Annotated in this window: 19 protein-coding genes and 1 other RNA gene; 15 read left to right on the forward strand and 5 right to left on the reverse strand. The window is 41.0% G+C overall.

Features of this window, described 5'->3' with window-relative positions:
- Positions 1-35: 35 nt before the first annotated feature.
- Complete coding sequence (locus C9414_RS20495; protein WP_008359993.1) at positions 36-161, reverse strand: hypothetical protein; 126 nt, start codon at positions 159-161, stop codon at positions 36-38.
- Between the two features lie 82 nt (positions 162-243).
- Between C9414_RS20495 and cdaS the strand changes: the two genes are divergently transcribed.
- The 7 genes from cdaS (at position 244) to odhB (ending at position 10,483) form a co-directional block, all read left to right on the forward strand.
- On the forward strand, positions 244-870 hold the full coding sequence (gene cdaS, locus C9414_RS09105; RefSeq protein ID WP_039179307.1) for a sporulation-specific diadenylate cyclase CdaS: 627 nt from the start codon (positions 244-246) through the stop codon (positions 868-870).
- A gap of 404 nt (positions 871-1,274) precedes the next feature.
- A complete protein-coding gene (locus tag C9414_RS09110; protein WP_142398055.1) occupies positions 1,275-2,600 on the forward strand; it encodes a C40 family peptidase in 1,326 nt (441 codons plus the stop codon).
- A 78-nt stretch (positions 2,601-2,678) separates the two neighbouring features.
- Positions 2,679-3,257 (forward strand): superoxide dismutase family protein, encoded by a 579-nt coding sequence (locus C9414_RS09115; RefSeq protein ID WP_039179302.1) that lies wholly within the window; start codon positions 2,679-2,681, stop codon positions 3,255-3,257.
- Between the two features lie 89 nt (positions 3,258-3,346).
- On the forward strand, positions 3,347-4,225 hold the full coding sequence (locus C9414_RS09120; RefSeq protein ID WP_047203292.1) for an ATP-binding protein: 879 nt from the start codon (positions 3,347-3,349) through the stop codon (positions 4,223-4,225).
- An 11-nt stretch (positions 4,226-4,236) separates the two neighbouring features.
- Positions 4,237-6,153: a vWA domain-containing protein gene (locus tag C9414_RS09125; protein ID WP_047203293.1), complete on the forward strand. Its 1,917-nt coding sequence runs from the start codon at positions 4,237-4,239 to the stop codon at positions 6,151-6,153.
- Between the two features lie 224 nt (positions 6,154-6,377).
- Positions 6,378-9,212, forward strand: a complete 2,835-nt coding sequence (gene sucA, locus C9414_RS09130) for a 2-oxoglutarate dehydrogenase E1 component (protein WP_039179296.1) — start codon at positions 6,378-6,380, stop codon at positions 9,210-9,212.
- A gap of 14 nt (positions 9,213-9,226) precedes the next feature.
- Complete coding sequence (gene odhB, locus C9414_RS09135; RefSeq protein ID WP_039179294.1) at positions 9,227-10,483, forward strand: 2-oxoglutarate dehydrogenase complex dihydrolipoyllysine-residue succinyltransferase; 1,257 nt, start codon at positions 9,227-9,229, stop codon at positions 10,481-10,483.
- Between the two features lie 35 nt (positions 10,484-10,518).
- On the opposite strand, the gene C9414_RS09140 is transcribed toward odhB, so the two are convergent.
- From C9414_RS09140 to C9414_RS09155, 4 genes are all read right to left on the reverse strand, one after another.
- Positions 10,519-11,469 (reverse strand): bile acid:sodium symporter family protein, encoded by a 951-nt coding sequence (locus C9414_RS09140; RefSeq protein ID WP_039179291.1) that lies wholly within the window; start codon positions 11,467-11,469, stop codon positions 10,519-10,521.
- A 149-nt stretch (positions 11,470-11,618) separates the two neighbouring features.
- Positions 11,619-12,440: a superoxide dismutase gene (locus tag C9414_RS09145; protein WP_107163464.1), complete on the reverse strand. Its 822-nt coding sequence runs from the start codon at positions 12,438-12,440 to the stop codon at positions 11,619-11,621.
- Entirely contained in the window at positions 12,433-14,307 is a 1,875-nt protein-coding gene (locus tag C9414_RS09150; protein WP_107163465.1) for a terpene cyclase/mutase family protein, read from the reverse strand. Before C9414_RS09150 ends, C9414_RS09145 begins: the two co-directional genes overlap by 8 nt.
- Positions 14,308-14,609: 302 nt before the next feature.
- The gene (locus C9414_RS09155) at positions 14,610-16,094 is read right to left on the reverse strand and encodes an aldehyde dehydrogenase family protein (protein ID WP_099663404.1); all 1,485 of its coding nucleotides are present in this window, start codon (positions 16,092-16,094) and stop codon (positions 14,610-14,612) included.
- A gap of 212 nt (positions 16,095-16,306) precedes the next feature.
- Between C9414_RS09155 and C9414_RS09160 the strand changes: the two genes are divergently transcribed.
- From C9414_RS09160 to C9414_RS09200, 8 genes are all read left to right on the forward strand, one after another.
- The gene (locus tag C9414_RS09160) at positions 16,307-16,519 is read left to right on the forward strand and encodes a DUF6501 family protein (RefSeq protein WP_024422683.1); all 213 of its coding nucleotides are present in this window, start codon (positions 16,307-16,309) and stop codon (positions 16,517-16,519) included.
- A 49-nt stretch (positions 16,520-16,568) separates the two neighbouring features.
- Positions 16,569-16,706 (forward strand): DUF4025 domain-containing protein, encoded by a 138-nt coding sequence (locus C9414_RS09165; protein WP_075611524.1) that lies wholly within the window; start codon positions 16,569-16,571, stop codon positions 16,704-16,706.
- A 279-nt stretch (positions 16,707-16,985) separates the two neighbouring features.
- Positions 16,986-17,324: a PH domain-containing protein gene (locus C9414_RS09170; RefSeq protein WP_024422682.1), complete on the forward strand. Its 339-nt coding sequence runs from the start codon at positions 16,986-16,988 to the stop codon at positions 17,322-17,324.
- A gap of 175 nt (positions 17,325-17,499) precedes the next feature.
- A complete protein-coding gene (locus tag C9414_RS09175; RefSeq protein ID WP_047203852.1) occupies positions 17,500-18,147 on the forward strand; it encodes an SDR family oxidoreductase in 648 nt (215 codons plus the stop codon).
- Positions 18,148-18,238: 91 nt separating this feature from the next.
- The gene (locus C9414_RS09180; protein ID WP_047203851.1) at positions 18,239-18,739 is read left to right on the forward strand and encodes a TraR/DksA family transcriptional regulator; all 501 of its coding nucleotides are present in this window, start codon (positions 18,239-18,241) and stop codon (positions 18,737-18,739) included.
- A 132-nt stretch (positions 18,740-18,871) separates the two neighbouring features.
- Positions 18,872-19,057: non-coding RNA, 6S RNA (ssrS, locus tag C9414_RS09185), on the forward strand.
- 133 nt (positions 19,058-19,190) lie between these two features.
- On the forward strand, positions 19,191-20,993 hold the full coding sequence (gene recQ / locus C9414_RS09190) for a DNA helicase RecQ (protein ID WP_107163466.1): 1,803 nt from the start codon (positions 19,191-19,193) through the stop codon (positions 20,991-20,993).
- 234 nt (positions 20,994-21,227) lie between these two features.
- Positions 21,228-22,019 (forward strand): LysM peptidoglycan-binding and 3D domain-containing protein, encoded by a 792-nt coding sequence (locus C9414_RS09200; RefSeq protein WP_039179273.1) that lies wholly within the window; start codon positions 21,228-21,230, stop codon positions 22,017-22,019.
- Positions 22,020-22,152: the final 133 nt, after the last annotated feature.

The following is a 22,152-nucleotide window of genomic DNA, read 5'->3' on the forward strand; positions in this document are numbered from 1 at the left end:
TAACGAGAGGAATTATATCATGCTATGTAAAAAAATCAATTCTCCGTCGGATTATTTTTCTTAGATGGCTTCGTTTTTTTAAACATTTGGGCATAAATAAAAGAAAGACTGACAACACCTAAAATGCTGCAAGCATATTGGATGATTTTCTGAATGGTCATATTAAGTTCACCTCCATACAAATAGAATGTGCACAATTTGCTATTTTATAACAACAAGCGAAAGAAGGAGGGAAAAGGTCAGATGATCCACCGGACGAACGAAGAAGTCATATTTAAAGCCGGAATGAGAACACACTTGATGAACATTATGAAGGATGCAAGTGACATCATTGATTCTCTTGATGAAACAGAGCAGTGCTTACTTTGTGATCTCGAATCATTGCATGATCAGTTTAATGAAATGCATGCAGAGGCTTCGTCGTTTTATTTGCAAGCGTATATGGAAGAATTCACACCAGGATTTGCTCAATTTTCTTTAGCCATTGAGCATTTATCAAAACAAAAGCATGGTGCACTCATTGTGATCCAAAGAAGGGATGAGGTTGAAGATTTTATTCAAAAAGGGACAAACCTCCATGCGAAAATTAGTGCTTCCTTAATAGAAAGCATTTTTTACCCGGGAAATCCACTTCATGATGGGGCTCTTTTAGTCAAAGAAAATACACTTGTTTCTGCTGCAAATGTGCTGCCGCTTACATCAAAAAAAGTGAGCCCGTCGCTCGGCACAAGGCACAGGGCAGCGATCGGACTCTCTGGTATGACCGATGCACTTGTTCTTGTCGTATCAGAAGAAACGGGAAAAATGTCGTTTGCGAAAGAAGGCGTGCTTTATCCGCTTACCGTAAAAGATCCGGAAATAAGAAAATAAAAACGAACGCTGCATTCTTCATTCGGAAGGATGCTTTTTTATTTGTGGAGAAAAAATAGGCAATTAAGCAAAAAGTCATTTGATACAGAAAAATTTGTCATGTAGAATAGAACTATGAAACTAGCAGCGTGCTTGTTTTGACAAATTTCTAAACGTCAACTTAAAAATTCCTTAAAAAATGTTTATAAATAAAACAAACAGCCGATAGAAACGATATGGCTTTGTTTTTTAGCATTTTGAGTTGGCTGCTTTAGCCTATTTGTTATTGCCCAACGTCTTCATGTCGAGTAATATAATAGAAATAAAGATAAAATAGTGCAAGAGAAGCAGAACCATTAAATGCTAAACTCGAAACTAGTACATAAGTCTTAATGAACCAAATTACGAAAGGCGGAGATTTCTTTATGAAGAAAAAAGTAGTAACCGGCCTCACAGTTTCAGCGATCGCTGGCTCAGCTGTGTTTGCTGCACCGGCAGAAGCACAGACGATCAAGGTGAAAAGCGGTGACTCACTTTGGAAGATTGCCGAACAGTACAATACAAGTATTTCGGAGCTTCAATCTCTTAATCAATTAAAAACGACAATGATTTTTGCAGGACAAAGCTTGAAAATTCCTAGCGAAAAAAGCAAGAAATCCAGTTCATCAACAGGATCAAAAGCAACGAAGAAATCAAGTGCCTCAACGACTTCCAGCTACACTGTAAAGCTTGGAGATTCTTTATGGCTGATTGCAAAAAATCATAAAATGTCAGTTGCGAGCTTAAAAAGCCTAAACAGCTTAAACAGCGACTTGATTCGTCCTGGTCAAAAGCTAAAGGTATCTGGCAGCACGAAGACGAGCGGAAGCCAGTCATCAAATTCAAACTCATCTTCAAATTCCAGCTCAAGCAATAAGACAACGAACTCAAATAGTTCATCGTCTTCAAGTACATACAAGGTTAAATTAGGGGATTCTCTTTGGAAAATTGCGAATTCGCTAAATATGTCGATTGGTGAAATCAAAACATTGAACGGATTAAAATCTGATATGATTTATCCGAATCAAGTATTGAAAGTAAAAGGGACGGCTGCATCAAAACCAAGTCAGTCAAAACCTACTAAACCAAGCAATTCAAACAGTAACCAGTCTTCTAGCGGGAAAACAACATCTTATACTGTAAAATCAGGCGATTCGTTATGGAAAATTGCGAATCAATTCAAAGTACAGGTTCAATCCATCCGCACAGCCAACAGCTTGAAAAGTGATGTGCTTAGAATTGGACAAGTATTAAAAATTAATGGTGCAGCTTCCGGCTCAACTGGATCGAACGGTTCTACGTCTAACGGTTCAACAACTCCGGTCAACAATAACAAAAACGATGTACCAATGAACGCAAAGATCACGACAATGATCCAAGAGGGGAAAAAGCTGACAGGCGTTCCTTACAGATGGGGTGGTAATACTCCAGCAGGATTTGACTGCAGCGGCTTTGTTTACTATCTCATTAACAAAGTTTCATCTGTATCCAGACTAAGCACAGCAGGCTACTGGAATATGATGACTTCTGTTAGCACACCACAAGTTGGAGATTTTGTTTATTTTACAACGTATAAAGCGGGCCCTTCTCATATGGGACTATACCTTGGCGGGGGAGATTTCCTTCATGCAAGTGACAATGGAGTAGGGATCTCGAACCTAAGCAACCCATATTGGAAAAAAGCCTACTTAGGTGCAAAACGTTTCTTCTAAAAAAAGCCGATTTTCGGCTTTTTTTGTTTGCCCGCTGCTGTGATTGTCCATACTGATAACAAAAGGGGGCAGTCATAAATGAAAAAGTCAGTGTGGATGATCATGATATGTTTGGTCTTTACTGCGTCAGCATGTCATGCACCGCCGAAAAAAGAAATGACAGAAGAAACAAGCGAAGTTGCCGCACCTAAACAATCACCAGTCACGACGTCACTTATAAACGAAAGCGGGCAAAAAATAGGAAGCATTGAAATCAGAGAATCCTCAGAAAATGGGCTGGATTTGCATGTGAAGGCGAAAGGGCTGCCGCCAGGTCCTCACGGTTTTCATATTCATGAAACAGGAATATGTGAAACGCCAGATTTTGAAACGGCAGGAGCTCACTTTAATCCAACCCATAGAGAGCATGGTTTTGACAATCCAAAAGGGCACCATGCTGGAGATATGCCTAATTTAGAGGTAGGGGCAGATGGACAAATCGATGTTGTCGTGAACGTACCAGATGTGACGTTAAAGGGAGGCCCAAATCAATTAATCGATCAAAATGGGCGAAGCTTTATCATTCATGCAGAAGCAGATGATTACTTAAGTAACCCTTCTGGAAACTCAGGGAAACGCATCGCTTGCGGATCAATGACAAAAGAAATGGTAAAATAACAGAAGTCTAACCTTTATGTATTGAGTGCATAAAGGTTTTTTTAGTATACTTGGTGAGGAAAATGATCGAAGAGAGGAATTAATCATACATGTTTAACGAACAATCACTCCCAGAAGAAATTCAAGCAATGATTGAAGCAAAAGCAAAAGTGTTGGAAGATGAATTTCGTCCACTTATTGGAACAGGCGGCTATGAATCACAGGATACTTCTATCATTCAAGATGCCATGATTGCATTAGCACTAGGAAAAAACGTTCTTTTAAAGGGTCCGACCGGCTCAGGTAAAACAAAACTAGCAGAAACATTATCCGCTTTCTTTCAGCAGCCGATGCACAGTGTGAACTGCTCGGTTGATCTTGATGCTGAAAGCTTGATTGGCTATAAAACCATTCATAATGATGGTCAGGTGGCTTCGATTGAATTCATCGAAGGACCTGTGACAAAAGCAATGAAAAAAGGCCATCTTTTATATATTGATGAAATTAACATGGCGAAGCCAGAAACACTTCCTATTTTAAATGGTGTACTCGACTACAGAAAAATGATGACAAACCCATTTACAGGTGAGGTTGTTCGAGCAGAAGAAGGCTTTGGCGTCATTGCGGCAATCAATGAAGGGTATGTAGGCACAGTGCCGCTAAATGAAGCGTTAAAAAACCGATTTGTTGTCATTGACGTTCCATATATCGGCGGCGGTATCCTGAAAGATGTGTTGCAATCTCAATCTGTTTTAAAGGATGAGCGGTTAATTGATCAATTCGTTCAGCTCTCATCAGACCTCATTACACAAGCTCATAACGGTCAGGTGAGTGAAGAAGCAGCATCCATCCGCGCGCTCCTAGATACTTGTGATCTTGCGCAATACATCCCGCCGCTTCGTGCCGTTGAACGAGGGATTGTTGAAAAACTGGAAGATGACCGGGAAAAAGCAGCGGTAAGAAATATCGCCCAAACATTATTCGAGTGAGGTTCTGACTATTGAAATTCATCAAATTTAATGACAGCAGAATCGATTCATTTCTATTTATGGAATTAACGGATTTAGCTAAAACGTTAGCAAAAAGTGATGATGTCGAGCTTGAATACGGTGTGCAGTCCTACTATGAACCGTTTGAAAAGAAAATTTTTATCAGTCATTTTTGGGATGATCGTAAACAAGAAGATATGCTAGCAGGGCTGAAAAGTGATGTGTTCCTTCGTGCAGTAGGGACCGTTTATAGTGATCTTACTGTATTTCAGGAGATCGTTCGCTATGCGCATACATTATCCATTCCTGATGTATGTAAACAATTGTTTATGCTGTTTGAAGATATCCGGATTGAAGAGCGGATTAAACATGACCGCCCAGGAACAAAAAAGGTATTTAAACGAAGAAGAGAGCTATACCGGCGTCACTTTAAGACACAATTAACGATCAACAGAGAACGAAGCATATTAACGGATGCACTCTTTTGTGCGATTTATGTGAAGCTGACAGCTGATTCTCCGCTCGAAGAGATTCCGCCTCTTCATGAGCAGATCAATCCGATGATTCCGTTTATTGAGTCAAGTCTTGAACGTGTGTATGATGCGGGTTCAACAGCAGACATTGCAGCTATTGTCAAAGAATTGATGGAAGGCTTTGATGAGCTGCTTGAAAAGGACATGCTGAACACGTACTTTTTCTTCCCTGAATTGGACTATGAACAAGCGGCAAAAGAACCACTGTTCCATGACTTAAAAAGAAAACCTAAATTAAGTGAGGACATCAAAGTCGACCGGGAAAAAGCAGGCGATGAAGACATTCACCAAGAGTACATGGAAGTATGGCATCGAGAAACCGAAGCGCCATCAAAAAGCTTCCTTCAATTTGATTTAGAGCATGGCGGTAAAAGTGATCTTGGTAAGGATGCAGCAAGAGAAGGCGATGACGGAGATCAGGCACTCGGAACTGTCCAAGGCTCTGCAAAGCAAACACACCGAAAAGATTATTCAAAGCTTGAGGCGCTGGAAGAGGCTGAAGGTGAAGAAAGCGGAGCAGATGGTCATGAAAATGGAAAAGAGAACAAATATGCGTTTCCAGTCATGATTTCACCAGATCCGCCTATGCCAGAACAAATCAATGTATACAAGCAGCATGCGAAGGAAATTGAGCCTTACCAAAAACGCTTAAAACAAATGATCCAAAAAACTCTTGAACATAAAAAATCTTGGCCTAAAACGGACCTTCATGCAGGACGTCTCAGCAAAAAGCTGATTCGCTACTTTACAGAGTCTAATCCGCGTCTTTTCTATAAAAAACAAGCACCGTCTTCTCAGATTGATGCTGTTTTCACCTTATTAGTAGACTGTTCAGCGAGCATGTTTGACAAGATGGACGAGACGAAAAAAGGCATTGTTCTATTTCATGAAGCGTTAAAATCCGTACAAGTCCCACATCAAATTGTTGGGTTTTGGGAAGATACAAACGACGCAACAGAAACAAGTCAGCCAAACTATTTCAACACAGTTGTGTCGTTCAAAGATTCTTTATTTGATGCAGGGCCTTCTATTATGTCTCTTGAGCCAGAAGAGGATAATCGGGATGGTTATGCGATTCGCCAAATGACAAAGATGATTTTAAAGCGAAGAGAAGAGCAAAAGTTTCTGATTGTCTTTTCAGACGGAGAACCAGCTGCGTTCAGCTACGAACAAAATGGGATTGTCGATACGCATGAAGCAGTTCTTGAAGCGAGGAAAAAGGGCATTGAAGTGATCAATGTGTTTTTATCCAATTCGCCGATAGAAGAAGCACAGATGAAAACCATTCAAGATATGTATGGCAAGTTCAGCATTTTTGTACCAGATGTCGATACATTGCCAGATGTTTTATATCCATTACTGAAGAAACTGCTGCATAAAAGCATTGGGGCATAAGGTTTTGCCCCTTTCTTCAAATTATTTTTCGGAATGATTTAAATTTTTTGTTTTTCTGTGAATTTTTTATCTTTAATTGAACAAAGAATGTAGAAAGTAATCCAAAACAGTGGTAGAATATTATTGGAAGCGTTTTATTACATAAATTTGGTCATTGTGTTCTGGAAGTTATATCGAGATAGTGTTCAATCACTTGATGATCAAAGTTGGGGGTAGTGTTCAAAATGTTTCAAAATGATGTGAAACAACCGTTGAGTTGGGAAGAATTTCATGGTCCGAACCTCGGCTATGTGCTCGAGCTCTACGATCAGTATGTCCAGGATCCTACTAGTGTTGATGAAGATCTAAGAGGCATATTTGATGAACTTGGTGCACCACCGAGTGAAATGAAGGAGGAAATTGGGAAAAAAGAAAATAGCGTAGTTACTTCTGAACAAATCCAAAAGATAGCATCAGTCGTTAAACTGGCAGAAGACATCAGAACGTATGGCCATTTAAATGCTTCCGTCAATCCTCTTCGCAAAGAAAAGGAATTACAAGAACTGTTTCCTTTAAAGGAGTACGGTTTAACAGAAGAAGATGTCAAGAATATACCGATATCTATTATTAGTCCGGATGCACCAAAACACATTTCAAACGGCATAGAAGCCATTAACCATTTGAGAAATACGTATAAGCGTACCATTTCATTTGAATTTGATCACGTGCATGACTTCGAAGAGCGAAATTGGCTCTCAAAATCAATCGAGTCTGGTGAACTATTTAAGAAAAAACCATCAGATAAACTAGTTTCTGTATTCAAGAGATTAACAGAAGTTGAGCAGTTCGAGCAGTTTCTTCATAAAACATTTGTTGGGCAAAAGCGCTTTTCTATAGAAGGTTTAGACGCACTTGTCCCAGTACTTGATGAAATTATTTCAGAGTCCGTTACACAAGGGACTTCAAATATTAACATTGGAATGGCACACAGAGGCCGTTTAAATGTATTAGCACATGTGTTAGGGAAGCCATATGAGATCATTTTCTCAGAATTCCAGCATGCGCCAAATAAAGAGCTTGTTCCATCAGAAGGCTCTATCGGCATCAGCTATGGATGGACGGGGGATGTTAAGTACCATCTTGGAGCTGACCGTCAAATCAAAGACGAAGATACAAAGAGTGCGAGAGTCACGCTTGCTAATAACCCAAGTCACTTGGAGTTCATTGATCCAATCATTGAAGGAAGCACGCGTGCCGCTCAGGAATCACGTACTCAAAAAGGTTATCCAGTTCAAGACGTTGAAAAAGCGTTAGCCATCTTAATTCATGGGGATGCAGCATTCCCTGGAGAAGGAATTGTGGCAGAAACATTAAATTTAAGTCAACTTGTAGGCTATCAAGTGGGCGGAACCATCCATATTATTGCCAACAATATGATCGGGTTTACAACGGAAAGCAATGAATCTCGTTCGACGAAATATGCAAGTGACCTTGCAAAAGGGTTTGAGATTCCGATTGTTCACGTCAATGCAGATGATCCAGAAGCGTGTTTAGCGGCTGTTCAGCTAGCTGTAGAATACCGCAAACGTTTCAAGAAGGATTTCCTTATTGACTTGATTGGCTACCGCAGATATGGTCATAACGAAATGGATGAGCCTTCTACAACTCAGCCAATGCTGTACGATGCGGTCAGAAAGCACAAAACGGTCAAGAATATCTTTGCGGATAAACTTGTCTCAGAAGGTCTTTTGACAAAAGAGCAGCGTGAAGAAATCGAGCAGGCTGTGACGGCAAAAATAGAAGAAGCTTATAAAAAGGTGCCTTCAAAGAAAGAGCATACGATTCAAGAAATCGAACTGCCAGAGCCTGTATCAAACGGCTTCCCAGCAGTGGATACATCAGTAGAATTTGATGTATTGCGAAAGTTGAATGAAGAATTGATCAGCTGGCCGAATGATTTCCAAGTATTTGGTAAGCTGAAACGGATCCTTGAAAAACGTGCAAAAGTGTTTACAGATGACCGTAAAGTAGAATGGTCACTTGGGGAAGCACTCGCATTTGCATCTATATTAAAAGACGGTACGCCAATTCGAATGACCGGACAGGATTCAGAGCGTGGTACTTTCGCTCAAAGAAACCTTGTTCTTCACGACAGTCAAACGGGTGATGAATTTATTGCTCTTCATGAACTGAGTGATGCAAATGCATCGTTTACTGTTCATAACAGTCCACTGTCAGAAGGCTCAGTCATCGGATTTGAATATGGTTATAATGTTTATTCTCCTGAAACGTTAGTGATTTGGGAAGCTCAATTCGGAGACTTCGCAAATGCGGCTCAAGTGTATTTCGATCAATTTATCTCAGCTGGCCGTGCAAAATGGGGACAAAAATCAGGTTTAGTGATGCTGCTGCCGCATGGATATGAAGGACAAGGTCCTGAGCATTCAAGTGGAAGAACAGAGCGCTTCCTGCAATCAGCTGCTGAGAATAACTGGACAGTTGCGAATCTGACAAGTGCAGCGCAATATTTCCATATTCTTAGAAGACAGGCGAAAATGCTGCTTCGTGAAGAGATTCGTCCGCTTGTCATTATGACACCGAAGAGTCTGCTTCGTAACCCGAACACATTGTCTGAAGTCCAAGAATTAACGGATGGACAGTTCCGTCCAGTTCTTGAACAGCCAGGTCTTGTACATGATCACGAAAAAGTATCGCGTCTCGTGCTATCTAGCGGGAAGGTATCCATTGATATTAGTGATCGTTTTACTCAAATGGAAGAGCCGAAAGATTGGCTTCACGTTGCAAGAGTGGAACAGCTATATCCGTTCCCAGCCAAAGATATTAAAGGAATTTTAACAAAGCTGACAAACTTAGAAGAAATCGTATGGGTGCAAGAAGAACCGCAAAATATGGGAGCTTGGGGATACATTGAGCCATATTTACGTGAAATTGCGCCTGAAAAAGTAAAAGTACGTTACATCGGCCGAAGAAGACGTTCAAGTACGGCTGAGGGTGATCCAACTGTGCATAAAAAAGAACAAGAACGAATTGTATCTGATAGCTTGACTCGCAAAAACTAAGGGGGAAATGAAAAATGGCGGAAATTAAAGTACCTGAATTAGCGGAATCAATCTCGGAAGGAACGATTGCTCAATGGCTAAAGCAGCCGGGCGATTATGTGGAGCAGGGGGAGTACCTGCTGGAACTTGAAACAGATAAAGTCAATGTCGAACTGACTGCTGAAGAATCTGGTGTATTAAAAGAAGTGCTCAAAGATTCTGGTGACACTGTACAAGTTGGAGAGGTCATCGGAACGATTGCAGCAGGTGAAGCTGGCGGAAGCGAGTCCGCAGCTCCAGCACCTGAGCAAGCTTCTGCACCAGCTTCGAAAGAAGAACCGGCAGCTGCTCAAAAAGAAGAAGCAGTGAAAGAAGAGCCGAAAGCTGGTAATGGCAGAACCATCGCTTCTCCTGCAGCTAGAAAACTAGCGAGAGAGAAGGGATTAGACTTATCTGAGATTCCAACCGTAGATCCGCTGGGCAGGGTACGAAAGCAGGATGTCGCTTCTTATCAAAAGAATGAAGCACCTGCAAGTGCACCGAAAGCCGCGCCAAAAGCAAATGCGGCGGTGCAAACTGAACAACCAGGAAAGCCAGTTGAACGTGAAAGAATGTCACGCCGCAGACAAACAATTGCAAAACGTTTAGTTGAAGTTCAACAAACGGCTGCGATGCTGACGACATTTAATGAAGTCGATATGACAGCTGTGATGGATTTAAGAAAGCGTCGTAAAGATGCCTTCCTAGAACAAAATGATGTCAAGCTTGGCTTCATGTCCTTCTTTACAAAAGCAGTTGTAGCAGCACTGAAGAAGTATCCGCTGCTTAATGCAGAAATTCAAGGTGATGAGCTTGTCTTGAAGAAATTCTATGACATCGGCATCGCTGTTGCTGCAAACGAAGGACTTGTTGTACCGGTTGTCCGTGATGCAGACAGATTGTCATTTGCGGGGATTGAAAAAGAAATTGGTCATCTTGCGAAAAAAGCAAGAGATAACAAATTGGCTCTTAGTGAGTTACAAGGTGGATCATTCACGATCACAAACGGCGGAACATTTGGTTCTCTGCTTTCAACACCGATTTTAAACAGCCCGCAAGTTGGAATTTTAGGAATGCATAAAATTCAGCTTCGTCCGGTGGCGATTGATGAAGAACGTTTTGAGAACCGTCCGATGATGTATTTAGCTCTTTCTTACGACCACCGTATTGTCGATGGTAAAGAAGCAGTTGGATTCCTCGTTACGATTAAAAACCTGCTTGAAGATCCAGAGCAGCTATTGCTTGAAGGATAATCTTCTATTATAAAAAGCTAGCACCTGTTAAGGTGCTAGCTTTTTTTCTTTTCACTGTCAGGTTGTCCTCGTTTTGACCAATACGTCGCAAGCCAGGAACCAGATAAGTTATGCCACACACTAAAAATCGCACTTGGTACGGCTGCGAGCGGCGAGAAATGTGCTGTTGCAAGGGCTGCACCAAGCCCGGAGTTTTGCATGCCTACTTCAATTGAAATCGCTCTTTGAGAAGGGATATCCATTTTGCACCATTTAGCGATTAGGTATCCAAATAAAAGACCGAGCCCATTATGTAAAATGACAACGGCCAATATCAGCAATCCAGATTGAAGAATCTGCTCTTTATTTGCACTGACAACCGCTGCAATGATCACCACAATTCCAGCAACAGATACAAGCGGCAATGCTTGAACCGCATAGTTTACTTGTTTTTTGAAAAACACCTTAACAATAACCCCTAAGATAATAGGAATAAGCACAACTTGGACAATTGACAAAAATAATGCCTCCGGTGATACAGGTAACCATGATCTTGCAAAGATAAAAATAAAGAGAGGCGTTAAAAAGGGAGCAAGAAGGGTCGATATAGTTGTGACCGCTACGGATAATGCCATATTGCCTTTTGCCAAAAAGGTCATGACATTGGATGCTGTACCGCCTGGGCAGCAGCCCACAAGAATAACGCCTACTGCAATTTCAGATGGCAGCCGTAATCCGTAAGCTAATAGAAAGGCGATCAGCGGCATGAGTGTGTACTGCGCCAAAACCCCGATTAGCACATAGAGAGGTTTACGAAAAAGTTCCTTAAAATCTTCACCTGATAACGTAAGCCCCATCCCAAACATAATGATTCCTAGTAAAAAAGGGATATACGGTCCAATCTGAGAAAATACGTCAGGAAAAGCAAATCCAAGACATGCAAAGATAATGACCCAGATTGCGAAGGTTCTTCCTGCAAATTGACTAATGGTTAAAAGAATGTTCATTCATTGTTTCATCTCACTTTCCTCACATATCTTTCCTATTTTAAACGAATTTTCTGAAAAAACAACCTGTTCTTTATAAAGGTGTTGATAATTTGATTATGTAAACTAAAAATACCCCATATAAGCATGAGCCTATATGGAGCATCGTCTTAAAAAGGGGTCCACTTCACTTGCTGTGCTTGCTTAAGCCTTGCTTCTGGCTCACGCCAGTCAACTACATTCCACCAACGATCTACATATTTCGGTTTTTCATTCAGATATTGAAGATAGTAGGCGTGTTCCCATACATCAAGGGCTAAAAGAGGAATAACGTCCCATTGTGACAAAAATTGATGGCGTTCTGCTTGTAAAATCTCTAATCGCTGGGATCTGGGCGCCCATACGAGAATGGCCCAGCCGACACCCTCTACTTGTTTGGCCGCTGCTGAAAATTGAGATTTAAATGCGTCATAACTGTCAAATGATTGTTCAATGAGACGAAGCATTTGTCCAGTGGGCTTTCGTTTTCCTGAAGGACTCATGGAAAACCAAAAAATACAATGTAAATAGTGCCCCGCACCATTGAAGGCAAGCTCTCTTTCCCAATGCTTGATCATTTTAAAATCATTGGTTCTTCTTGCATTTTTTAATGCAAGCTCAGCTTGGTTCAAACCATCAACATATGATTGATGATGCTTCTGGTGATGCAAATACATAATCTCTTTTGAAATAAACGGTTCTAGTGCATCATACCGGTAAGGGAGAGGAGGTAGCTTATGATTTCCCGCTGCTACCTCTCGCAGGTCTTCTTGTGGTTTCATGTCCTCAGAAATACGTTCTGCCAGTTCGTACCACTCTTGTTCACTGGAATGTTCATCATCCATTGAAAACCATAAATGGTCTACTTTCTGACGGATGTTGTCATCATGAATCGCGGATTGAATGGTGCTAAGCCACTCTTTGAGCTGCATTCGATACTGTTCCTTATTCATTCTTACGCCTCATTTCATCTAAAAATGTAGAACAAGCCATCATGGGAAAGACAAATGGGTAGCTATGATAGGTGATGTAAAATTGCTTTGGCAGGCCAATGCCTACTGGATAGTGCAAGGCTTCACTCGTGTGCTGATGATGGGTCAAAAATGAGATGGCTTTTAAAATCGCTTTGTCATCTGGCTTCTCATATTGTAAAAGTGCCTCTGCTGCCCAAGCCGTCTGCACCACTGTGCCAAACGGGAGGGGGACATACGTTTTTACCTCTGCACTTTTACACGATTCTCCGAAGCTGCCATCTTCTCGTTGAATCTGCTTTAAAAATCGACACGCTTTTTGAACAGCAGGATGGGTAGAGGGGATGCCGGCCGCTTTTAGTCCTGTTAATGCTGCCCACGTCCCATAAATATAGCAAACACCCCATCTGCCAAACCATGATCCATTTTTCTCTTGATGATCTAGGAGCCACTTGACACATTGATCTTTTTGCCTGTGAACGGGTGGTGACATGTTTTTCTCTTCAAGACCAATGAGATGAAGCACCCGGCCTGTAATATCGGGAGTCGATGGATCGATCGCTGCATCCTCCGCAGATTCAAGCGGCAGATGTCGAAGCAGGAAGTGATCTTGATTTTTTTCAAAAGCAGAGAATCCGCCGTCACGGTTTTGCATGGAAAGAAGCCAATGAAATCCTCGTTTCCATTGAACTGGTGCGTATGTTCGCGGAATGGCTTTTAAGACAATTTGCGTATCATCACAATCAGGGTTATTTGTGTTGATATCTGAAAAACCAAAGCCTCCCGGCGCAGTATGCCGGTTATGAATCGCCCAATCTGCTTTCTTCATTTGCTGCCGGTTCAGCAAGTATGAGAAAGATTTAGTGATGACTGGGTCTTCTTGTTTTTTGCCAGCTTTTTGAGAAGCATAACTGACAAGCGCTGTATCCCAAACTGTGGATGTGGAATTTTCTGCATACATTCTGCCCTGACAGACAGTGACTAGCTTTTTCATGCCTTTGACTGCTTTTAAAATGAGATGATGTCCCGGGGAGTACCCAAGACTCATAAGTGCATAGACCATAAAAATACTGGCACTTAAATAGCTGTACAGCGTGCCATCTTTTTCAAGGCGATCAAACATATATCGTTTTGCTGCTTCATATCCGAAAAAGTCCAGCCGACTGTCGAGTGCTGTATACGATCGCATGTAAGTCAGAAAGTGTTGAGCGGAACGTTCTTCTCTTGCCATAAACCAGTCAAATGGATTCTTAGACATGTTTGCATCAAGGTGTGCCAAGCTTGGAAATTTCTCATGAGAGGTATATCGTTTGTTGAGTGCAATCATCATTGGCACAAAGTGAATTCTTGCATATGCACTAAGATGATAAAAGTGCAGTGGAAAGTATGTAGGGATGAGTAAAAAGGAAAGTGGTGCATAGAAATACGGCCAAGGGTGCATGCCGTTGACGGCGAGCATCCACTTTGTCATAAAGTGAACGTTCTTTAATCCGCCTTTTGAACGTATAAATTGCGCTGCTTTTTCCATATGAGGCTCATCTTGCTGAAACCTGCCTGATACGAGCATTCCGCAATAGCCCTGCACAGTGGCAGTTACATGTCCCGTTTGATCATGATACAAAGAAAAAGACCCATCCTCATTTTGTTTTTCGCGTATCGCTTCTGCTAATTGATGAACCAAAGCCTGATCCGAATCACCGACAGCCTTTAACAGCATAATCAAAAAAGCATTTGTCATCATAGGACCTTCAAAGCAGAAAACAAAGGCGCCATCTTCTCGTTGTCTTCGCTGCATTTGTATGTGCAATTCTTCGATAAATTCGTTTACTTTCAATTGAAAATCTTGCATATGCGGCCATGCTCCTTTCCTTTCATACTATATTCAGGAGCCGGCCTGTCACATGCAAACACAAAAAAAGCCGATGACAGGGTCACCGGCTCAGCGTGTAGACAAACCCTCGCATTCGGTGTCAGGTCTGCGCGCTGGTGCTCACGAATGTCACAATTCGCTCCGCGCCAGTGCTCGTCCTTCCTAGACTGCAAAGGTTTTCTATCACGCTGAAAAGAAGACAAAGTGCTAAAATAAAAAACATTTTAGCACTTTGTCAACGATCTGAGCCGATGACAGGGTCAAAGGCTTTCTTGACGTCATTAGTCTTGGAGATTAATCCATACACTTTTGACTTCTGTATAGTTGTTAAGGGCATATGACCCCATTTCTCTGCCAAGACCTGATTGCTTATATCCTCCAAACGGAGAGGCGGCATCAAAGACATTATAGCAGTTGACCCAAATCGTTCCTGCTTCAAGACGTGCAGCAATATCGTGGGCATGCTTTAAGTTTTCTGTCCAAAGTCCTGCTGCTAATCCATATTCAGACTGGTTGGCCCGTTCGACCACTTCATCAATGGAATCGTAAGGAATTGCAGATAAAACAGGTCCGAAGATTTCTTCTTTTGCAATGGTCATTTCATCTTCTACATCTTTAAAAATCGTAGGGGAGACGAAATAGCCAGCCTCATAAGGGCAATCGCCACCGACAACGGCTGTTGCCCCTTCGGATTTACCTTTTTCAATATAGCCTAATACGCGTTCGTGCTGTTCTTTACTTACAAGAGGTCCAATTTGTGTATCTTGATGAAGACCAGCGCCTTGCTTGAGTGATCCTGCATATTTGGCCATTTGATCGACCACTTCATCATATTGGCTCCGGTGAACAAAGACTCTGGAACCCGCGCAGCATACTTGACCTTGGTTAAACATGACGCCATTTAAAGCACCTGGAATGGCTTTCTTTAAATCAGCATCAGGTAAAATAATATTCGGTGATTTTCCGCCAAGCTCTAATGTGACCCTCTTAATGGTTTTAGCCGCTTTCTCCATAATTAATTTTCCAACGCTTGTTGACCCTGTGAAGGCAAGCTTGTTCACATCAGGATGTTCAGTTAAGGCATTTCCGGCTGTTTCGCCAAATCCAGGAACGATGTTAATGACGCCTTCTGGGAAGCCGGCTTTGTCCACTAATTCTGCTAAATAAAGAGCAGAGAGTGGAGTTTGTTCGGCTGGCTTTAAAACGATGGTGCATCCTGTTGCAAGTGCGGCACCCATTTTCCACATGGCCATGAGCAATGGGAAGTTCCATGGGATGATTTGTCCTACAACGCCAACCGGCTCATGGCGGGTATAATTAAAATATCCTTGACTGACAGGAATGGTTTGTCCATTCATTTTTGTCGTCCAGCCTGCATAATAGCGCATGTGCTCAATAGCGAGGGGGATATCTGCATTTGTTGTTTCATTGATTGGTTTTCCATTATCTAAAGTTTCAAGCTGTGCAAGCTCTTCTTGATTTTCTTCCATTAAATCAGCAAGCTTGAACATGAAGCGGGCGCGTTCAGCGGCAGACATTGAGCGCCAAGGACCATGAAAGGCTTTTTTTGCAGCTTTTACTGCCTCATCAATATCTTTTTCACCTGCTTCATATACATCAATAAGGGTTTCGCCTGTGGCTGGGTTAGGAGTAGCAAAGGTTTTATTATCGTGACTTGTGACAAACTGACCGTTAATGTAGAGTTTTTTCGTCCCTTGGAGAAAAGATTCGAGTTTTGAACTAATTTGAAGTGTTGTAGAGCTCATAAATAAACAAACCTCCTTAAAGATATGGATTGTTTTCTGCGAGTTCTAGGTGAGAAAAGCGGACATGCAACGAAACTGTATACGCACAAAGATGTAAACGTATACAATTATCATATTACACGACATGTTTGAAAGCAATCCATAACACTCATTGCATTTCATGAAAATTTGGCTACAATAAATGTATAGATGAAAAAAGGAGTTTTTAAATCATGATCCATCAAAACTGGCAAACGGCTCAAACGTTAAAACAAGTAAAATGTGTACATACAAATGCGAAAAAATATATGGTCGACCGGGCATTAACGGTTGGAAGCACATATGAAGTGAAAAATGAAACAGAGGAATTCCTATTTGTCGTTGACAATACGGGTAAAGTAGGCGGGTATTACAAAGAGTATTTCGAAGATATTTCGGCTGAATGATTTTGAGGGTCATCACTCATACTAAGAAAAACAGTAAAGGGTGATGATGATGAAAAAGCAGCAAAATGACGAGCAGAAAAATCAAAATGCATGGCATGAACACGAAGATGCTGATATGGCGATTACACTTGAACAGATTTCCGATGTGTATGCCGAGGGAACGATTGATACACCAAAAGATGAATAGTCATTTAAAAACAGTGATTTAGCATAATCACTGTTTTTTTATTGGAATGATTCAGCATTTTTTCTCGAAAAGAACTGAAACTTTTTTCCTGCTTTAACAGTCTAAATAAATAGAGGAAAGAGCATCGGATCAAAAAGAAAAAGTTAAATGAAATTTAATCTATTCGTAATGGAATAACGATCATTTATAGCGTATTCTATAAGTGAGAATAAAACGTACCCACAGAGCCGTGTGGCCGTTTTGTCATAAAGGAATTTGATGCAGGAAGAGGGGGTTTACGTGGGTATTTTTTCTGTCAGTAAACAAAATGATAAGAAATTCGAATCCTTATTGATTGAAGGGGAAAGAATTGAGGCTGTTTACAGACTGCGTCACGACCAAATTTGCTTTACAAATAAACGACTGATCTTTGGCGATAACCGCGTATTTTCTAAGAAGAAAGTCAGGGTCTCCTTGCCGTATCGATCAATTGAAAGTTTTGCCATTCAAGAAGCTGGCGTGTTTGATCAGGACACAGGTATGCTGCTTGTCACAAGCTCAAAAGTATTTGAACTCGACTTTTCCAAAGAGACGGATTTGAGTGATGTGCAAGCCATTTTGACAAAACATCTTTGCTGATCAATCTTGCGATTACATAGATCATATGCACTTTTCTCATTCTTCGTTCTTATTTTCATAGATCGCACATTTCTGAGCCTTTCCCATCTGATGGGAGGGGCTTTTTTCTGCTTAAGTGTTTGAATGATAGCAAAAAAGGTTAAAGATGAAACAGATACAGAAAGGAGAATGAACAATGAAAGTGTTAGTTGCAGGAGCAAATGGACATACAGGTAGACTTGTCGTTCGTTATTTAAAAGAAAAAGGACATGAGCCGCTTGCTCTCATTCGAGATGAAAAACAAGCTGATGCGCTAAAAGAACTTGGTGCAACACCTGTCATCGGTGATCTTGAAAAAGATGTGACGGATGCTGTGAAACAAGCAGACGCTGTCATCTTTGCAGCTGGTTCAGGCTCAAAAACAGGTGCGGATAAGACCATTGCGGTCGATCAAGAAGGGGCAAAACGCCTCGTTGATACAGCGAAAAAAGAAAACATCCAGCATTTTGTTATGCTCAGTTCCTATAATGCTGATGACCCGAACCAGGGAAAAGGGCAAGGAAGTATGGAAACTTATTATGAAGCGAAAAGAAAAGCTGATGAACACTTAAAACAGTCTGGTCTTTCCTATACGATTGTTCGCCCGGGCGCCCTGCTGCATGAGGAGAAGACAGGAAAGATTGAAGCTGCCGAGCATATTCCAGATGATCAGAACATCGAGATTTCAAGAGAGGACGTAGCCATTGTTCTTGTGGAGAGCTTAACAGAATCGAATGTGAAAAATAAGTCCTTTGACTTGATTAAAGGCGATAAACCAGTCGAAGAAGCACTTCGCCATCTGTAAGAGAAGAAAGCTGCTGCCAAATAGGTGGCGGCTTTTTTGATGTTTTCTTTTCCCTTCCAGCGGGAAGGTAATGAGAAAGGAGTGATTGACCGTGGGCTTAACGAAAGAACAACAAGCTGATTTATACGAAAGATTGATTCAATTAAAAGAAGATGTGAAGGGATCAAAAAAGAAAGAAGAATCGATGCTTGTTGAATCGAGTGAGATATCAAATGGTGTTGGGAATCATATCGCTGATCATGGGAGCATCTATTTAGACCGCATGACAGAACAAACGCTGGATCAAGTCGATGATCAACTTGAAGGTGAAATCGATGCAGCACTGAAACGAATGGAAGACGGAACATATGGGATTTGTGAGAAAACAGGAAAAGAGATCCCATATGAGCGTTTAAAAGCAGTTCCATATACACGCTTTTCAATTGGTGCAAAGAAAAATGAGGAAACGACTCAAGATCCAAACGAGTTTGACCGTTCATTCTCCGATCAAATGCGTGATTTAACGAATAGAGAAACAATGGATCAAATGCATTCAGATACGTATGAAAGACTCGAGGAAGAGCAGGATGTTGATGTGGAGGAAGAAAAGTAGCAATATATGAGAAGGTTAAATTTTTTCAGAATAATGTTTCCATATGTACTCGTGGACAAAAATCTTGTATACATGAGTATTTCAAAGAAAAAAGATCTCTTGAAATTTAATTAACTTTCGTGTAGTATAGTTTAAAGGCTGCGATGCGCGTAATGTTAATTAAGTTTTAACCTTTAAGCTGTAATAGGGAGTTTTATATTGAAGCCGGAATGTCATGCCTCCTTAGAGAGGAAGACAGGAACGTTTCTGCAAACACCCACTTTGAGGAGTGGTGGTTTAAAACTTTCTTACTTAGATTACGGCATCCGCAGCTTTTCCTAGGATGATTCAAGCCATTTTCCATTTCGGAAAATGGCTTTTTATTTTGTGAAAAAACGAAATTGCACAGACCGCCGGATGAAGAAGGAATGTATGTTAAAATAGACAAAACAAAAGACGGAGAGGGAATTGGATGTTAGAACAAGCAGAAGCACTCCTGAAACAATACTTTGGCTTTGACACCTTTAGGCAGGGACAGAAACAAGCCATTGAATCGATTGTAAACAAACAGAAGGATACCGTTTGTATTATGCCGACAGGCGGAGGGAAATCGGTTTGCTACCAGATTCCTGCCCTGATGATGGAAGGAACAACGATCGTTGTATCCCCGCTAATTTCTTTAATGAAAGATCAAGTTGATGCGCTAAATGAGATGGGCATACGATCGTCCTTTTTAAACAGCACACTTTCTGCAGCTCAAATGAATGAAAGGCTGAAAAAATGTGAAGATGGGGAATATCAGCTGCTTTATATCACACCTGAACGTTTACAAAATGAACGTTTTTTTCAGCTGCTTGATCGGTTAACAATCCCTTTAATCGCAATTGATGAAGCGCACTGTATATCTGAGTGGGGGCATGATTTTAGGCCAAGCTATCGCTTTATTCAAGATTGCTTAGATAAATTGACAAAAAGGCCAGTGATTGTCGCATTAACGGCTACAGCCACGAAAAAGGTCCACCGAGATATATGTGAACAGCTTGGCATGAACGAAGAAGAAACCATTTTTACTGGGTTTGCTAGAGAGAATTTATCTTTTCAGGTGGTCAAAGGAGAAAATAGTGACCGCTTTATCACACATTATATGAAGAAAAACAAGCTTGAGTCCGGCATTATCTATACAGCTACAAGAAAAGAAGCTGAAAACATTTACAACCGGCTAAAGAAACAAAAGATCAAAGCTGGCATTTATCATGGCGGGTTAGATGACGATGTGAGAGAAGAGCAGCAAAACCTGTTTTTAAATGATGACATCCAGGTCATGGTCGCTACATCTGCATTTGGCATGGGAATTAATAAGTCAAATGTCCGTTTTGTCATTCATCATCAAATTCCAAGGGATATTGAAAGCTACTATCAAGAAGCTGGGCGCGCAGGCAGAGACGGTCTTGAAAGTGAATGTATTTTACTGTTTTCGCCGCAGGGCGTACGAATGCAGCGCTTCCTCATTGAACAGTCAACAGAAGATGAAGTGCGCTATCAGCATGAACTGCTTAAACTAAGACAAATGGTGGATTACTGTCATACTGAGCAATGTTTGCAGCAATTTGTGATGGACTACTTTGATCAATCAGCAAGTACTCCTTGCCAAAAATGCAGCAACTGCCTTGATGAAAGAGAGCGTGAAGAGGTCACTCGAGAAGCGCAAATGGTTTTATCGTGTACGGTTAGAATGAACGAGCGATTTGGAAAAATGATGATTGCTCAAGTACTGGCAGGCTCTAAAAATAAAAAAGTGCTTGATCTTGGTTTCGACCGTCTTCCTACATACGCTTTAATGAAGCAGCAATCAGCCCAGCAAATCAGTGATTTCATCGAATTCCTAATTACAGAAGAGTATTTGCACATGTCTGAAGGGGCTTATCCAACATTAAAAGTGACACATAAAGGGAAGAAAGTGTTAGTCGGACAAGAGGCGGTGTATAAAAAGCAGGCAGTTAAAAGAGAGGCGATTCAAGAAAACGATGCATTATTTGAGCAGCTGAGAGCGGTGAGAATGAAGCTGGCAAGAGAGCAGGGTGTTCCGCCATTTGTTGTATTTTCTGATCAAACCTTGAAGGAAATGTCAGCTGTTCAGCCTAAAACAGAAGAAGAACTACTCCATATTAAGGGAATAGGCGCTCAAAAAAGAGAGAAATACGGGGATGTTTTTCTAGAAGAAATCCGTTTATTTATAGAAAAAGAGAAAAATAAAGAGTTTGAAGAAGAAAAATAAATTTTTTTCGCTGCGTTTGGACACGTTTTCAACAGGAGGTTTCTGATCCTTTCAAAACCTTGATATGGCGGGTAATTGAACTGTTTTGTGGTCTGATTTACCAATGGAGAGAGATGTTTCATGTAAAGGAACTGTAATCTAAAACATATCGTTTTGTTATTGAATTGACATTTACATATGTTACGATAGCACTCGTTAGCCGCCATAAAAAGCTAACAAGGGAGGATTTACTTTATGAAGAAGACTATTATGTCCTTGGTTGCTGTTGCAGCAATCTCAACAACAGCATTTGGAGCACAGCAAGCTTCTGCAAAGGAAATCACTGTGAAGAAAGGTGATACACTTTGGGGAATCTCTCAAAAAAATGATGTGTCTCTAAAGGACCTAAAGGGTTGGAACAATTTATCTACAGACATGATTTATGTAGGTGATAAATTGACAATCTCTTCAAAAGAGAAAACTCAGGAGCAGTATAAAGTCCAGAAGGGGGACAGCCTCTGGAAAATCGCTCAAAAATTCAATGTGTCAATTAGCGATATTAAGTCTTGGAATAACTTAAACTCAGATATAATTGTGACTGGTTCAACACTAAGTGTTGCTGGTCAAAGCTCAGCTCCGGTAAGCTCAGAGCCTGTACAAAAACAGGAGCCTGTCCAAAAAGAGCAAACAACACAAAAAGCTGCTCCTAAAAAGGAAACAGCTAAAGCAGAATCATCTTCTGCTAGTCAAAGTGTACAAAAAGAATTGACTGTAACGGCTACGGCTTATACAGCAAATGATGGTGGCATCTCAGGTATCACTGCAACAGGGGTAAACTTAAACAAAAACCCAAATGCGAAAGTCATTGCAGTAGATCCTAATGTCATTCCATTAGGAAGTAAGGTTTATGTTGAAGGCTACGGTGAAGCTACCGCAGCAGATACTGGCGGCGCAATTAAAGGTAACAAAATTGATGTACATGTACCAAGCAAATCCCAAGCAAAAAATTGGGGCGTAAAATCAGTCAAAGTGAAAGTACTTAACTAGTAATCTATTGTTTTTTGGAAGAAAGCATCAGGTGGCGGCCTGATGCTTTTATTGTACCCTTTTTTTGGTCAAAAAAACACATATTTTTCAGAAAAATTTGCATTTTCGACAAAAACCAGCGTATATTCTATCA

It is taken from the genome of Bacillus sp. Nf3 (assembly GCF_003028545.1).
GTDB lineage: Bacteria > Bacillota > Bacilli > Bacillales > Bacillaceae > Bacillus > Bacillus safensis.